Origin of the sequence: Methanospirillum sp., from assembly GCF_035560735.1 — an archaeon.
In the GTDB taxonomy this organism is placed as follows: Archaea; Halobacteriota; Methanomicrobia; order Methanomicrobiales; family Methanospirillaceae; genus Methanospirillum.
In genome coordinates, this window is sequence record NZ_DATMYY010000244.1 from 1 (window position 1) to 3,143 (window position 3,143).

The window sequence follows — 3,143 nt, forward strand, 5'->3', positions numbered from 1 at the left end:
CGCATATCATTGATAAAAAAAAGGATGTGTTATCGCTTTACTTTCTTGATCTTGATGACATCACCCATGGTTGTAGTCATCTTGGACTGATGAATATCAAGTGATTCTAATGAAGAGTCCTCGATAAGTTTGATTCCAAGTTCTTTTTCGATCTTCTTCCTGACATCTTCTTCAGGGATGAGTTCTCCCTTCTCGATCTTCTTGATAAGGAGTTCCTTCTCCATCATGGCGAGAGCCAGATCTTTCTGGGAAATGCCGAGTTTTAACCGGGCATTTCTGATCTGATCTGCATAATCCTCTACCAGATCACCCCCGAGTTGATCAAAGAGGTCGCGTGAGCGACGAGCCTGGGGAACTGAAGCCTGAGTATATCCTGTCGCTCTGCTAGCCGGAGCTGCAGGTGATTTTGCAGCCCCTGGCAGTTCTGTCCCGTATTTGGCACAGTTACTGCAGACTGAGAGTTCGGCCCCTTCGATCCGAACTCGTTTCAAAGGGCCCTTACTTTCTGCCCCACACATTTCACACTGCATATTTCGCAATCATCATATAGTCACTTTCCCCTATATAACTAATCAGACGGATGTCAGAGACTGGCCGCCAATCAGATGACCCGAAAACGCCCGAGGAGTTGTATCGCTACCTCGTTGAGCGTGTAGCAGGGATGGAGTCGCAGAACCAGGAGCTGAAGGAGCAGATACGTCAGTTGGAATCTGACAAGCGGTATATCGAGACTCAGAAGATCCGATATGAGCGTGAGGTCAGAAAACTGAAGAGCGAGGTTGAACACCTCAAAACTCCACCCCTGATTGTTGGGACGATCACTGATGTAATAGATTCCGGACGGGTTGTGGTACGGTCAAGCGCCGGACCACGCTTCCTTGTCAGGGTCTCGCAGTCGGTGGATACTGAGCAGATGAAAGCCGGGGTCAGGTGCACCCTGAACCAGCAATCCCTGGCTATCGTTGAATTACTGCCAAGCAGTTATGACTCGCAGGTCTACGGAATGGAGGTTGTAGAGCTGCCAGGAGAAACATACGAGGATATCGGAGGGCTTGAAAAACAGATAACAGAGATCAGGGAAGCTGTTGAACTGCCAATGACACGCCCTGAACTCTTTGCCAACATCGGGATCACCCCGCCGAAGGGAGTGCTGCTCTACGGCCCACCCGGAACAGGCAAGACACTGCTTGCAAAAGCAGTAGCCCATGAGACTCATGCAGCGTTTCTGCATACTGTAGGTTCTGAACTAGTACAGAAATATATTGGAGAAGGGGCACGGCTTGTCCGCGAACTCTTTGATCTCGCCAGGGAGAAGGCACCATCTATCGTCTTTATTGATGAGATAGATGCGATAGGGGCATCACGCACAGAGGCAATGACCTCTGGTGATCGAGAAGTTCAGCGGACGCTGATGCAACTCCTTGCAGCCATGGACGGTTTTGAGCAGCGGGGCGATGTGAAGATCATCGGTGCCACCAACCGGATTGACATTCTCGATGCAGCCCTGCTCAGGCCGGGACGGTTTGACCGTATTATCGAGATTCCGCTTCCAGATACCGAAGGAAGGTATGCCATTCTTCAGGTCCATACCCGGGGCATGAACATCGATAACAGTGTGGACATGATGGAGGTTGCACGCCTGACTGAAGGCCGTAATGGTGCTGATCTGAATGCTATCTGTATGGAGGCGGGTATGTTTGCCATTAGACAGGAACATACCAAGGTTTGCCAGAATGATTTCATAATGGCACTCAGTAAGTTCAGATATGACTTTGAGCGTGAATCCCGCCTGCCAACCACCAGCGTAATGTTTGCGTGACCGGTTGACTGGAGATTTCGACTCCAAACTTTTTTATGCAAAAATGATTCTGCAGTCTTCTATCAAAATTGTGATATTAGGATATTCCTGGCTATTTTATGCGTAGAAGAGAATGGTTCAGATTCAAACCGATGATTGAGATGGTTGATTGTCTCCCTGAAATTATGATGTATCATCTTTCTGAAGGTTGTACTGCCCTCCCGGGACTCGAATTTCAAAGCGGGCTCCGACCCCGGGCGCTCCGGTCTCAACAATTGTACAATCAGTGATCGAAAGGATTTCTCTGACAAGGAAGAGACCGAGTCCTGTATTGTGCCCGTATCCTTTTTTAAAGATATTATCCTTCTCTTCGAGAGCTATTCCCACTCCATCGTCTTCGATGAGCCATTTCAGAGATCCATCATCAAGAGTATAATATGATCTGATGGATGTGGTCTTCTTTCCATATCTGATGGTATTGTCAAACAGGTTGTACAATACACGTTCAAGCATCGGATCTGCGTATATTTTCGCCCCATTTAGTTCATTGATAAATTTTAGTGTAGTGACTGGAATCTGAGATTTAACATGCTCCATGAGTATTGAAAGATTAAACCACCTGGGCTCATGTAGTCCGATATCCTGGTACACAGAGGTGAATTCAATCTGCTGGTTTATCAACCTGGTTGCTTCTTTTAGTTTGCCAAGATAATTTTCCTTAAATTCTTCAGCATCTATTTCATCTGCCAGGGAGAGGTATCCGGTGAGGACTGATAGCTGGTTCTTGATGTCATGTCTTGTGATCCCTGAAAGGAGTTGGAGTTTCTGATTTGCTCTATGGATAGATCGTGCTGCTGTGGTCTGCTCATGCACATCATGAAGAGTAATCAGTTTACCAATTAGAATTCCCCCATTATTTATCACCGGAATGCACGTCATCTCAAAAAAGCGCAAAAATCCATTCAATGGAAGTTCTATCGGGAACCCCGGGGAATCTGAACCCATAGTACAGTTTTCAAGAACTTCCCTTGTAAATGGGAATATCTGAATGATATTTTCTCCTAAATAGGTTCCAACTCCGTCTGCCCGGTGTATGAGGGCAGCAGGATTTGCATCGACAATGATATCCTTGGTGTCAATAACGATCAATGCATCTTTTAGGTTTTTTAAGAGTAGGTTGTGAGCCACCGGTTCCAGGTTTAAAAACTGGAAGAAGTAAGAAGAAATAAACAATCCAACTGCGGTAATAAAAAAGACGATTGGGGTGATATCTACCCCTTTTACTGACCACATTCCTGATACGTACAGGATATTGAAGAAGAATGGTATCAGGCATACAACTGTC

The 3,143-nt window shown here is 46.3% G+C and carries 4 protein-coding genes; 2 read left to right on the forward strand and 2 right to left on the reverse strand.

All coding sequences use genetic code 11. From position 1 onward, the window contains the following. Positions 1-29: 29 nt before the first annotated feature. Positions 30-491, reverse strand: coding sequence for a multiprotein bridging factor aMBF1 (locus VN429_RS06960; RefSeq protein WP_414675294.1), 462 nt, complete (start codon positions 489-491; stop codon positions 30-32). On the opposite strand from VN429_RS06960, the gene VN429_RS12600 reads away from it, so the two are divergent. Both VN429_RS12600 and VN429_RS06965 read left to right on the forward strand, forming a co-directional pair. Next, complete coding sequence (locus VN429_RS12600) at positions 436-609, forward strand: hypothetical protein (RefSeq protein ID WP_473964670.1); 174 nt, start codon at positions 436-438, stop codon at positions 607-609. The genes VN429_RS06960 and VN429_RS12600 overlap by 56 nt on opposite strands. Beyond that, complete coding sequence (locus tag VN429_RS06965; RefSeq protein WP_325631356.1) at positions 581-1,819, forward strand: proteasome-activating nucleotidase; 1,239 nt, start codon at positions 581-583, stop codon at positions 1,817-1,819. The genes VN429_RS12600 and VN429_RS06965 overlap by 29 nt, the downstream gene beginning before the upstream one ends. 162 nt (positions 1,820-1,981) lie before the next feature. On the opposite strand, the gene VN429_RS06970 is transcribed toward VN429_RS06965, so the two are convergent. After that, positions 1,982-3,143, reverse strand: a 1,162-nt coding sequence (locus VN429_RS06970; RefSeq protein ID WP_325631359.1) for an ATP-binding protein, incomplete at its 5' end; no start/stop codon positions are given.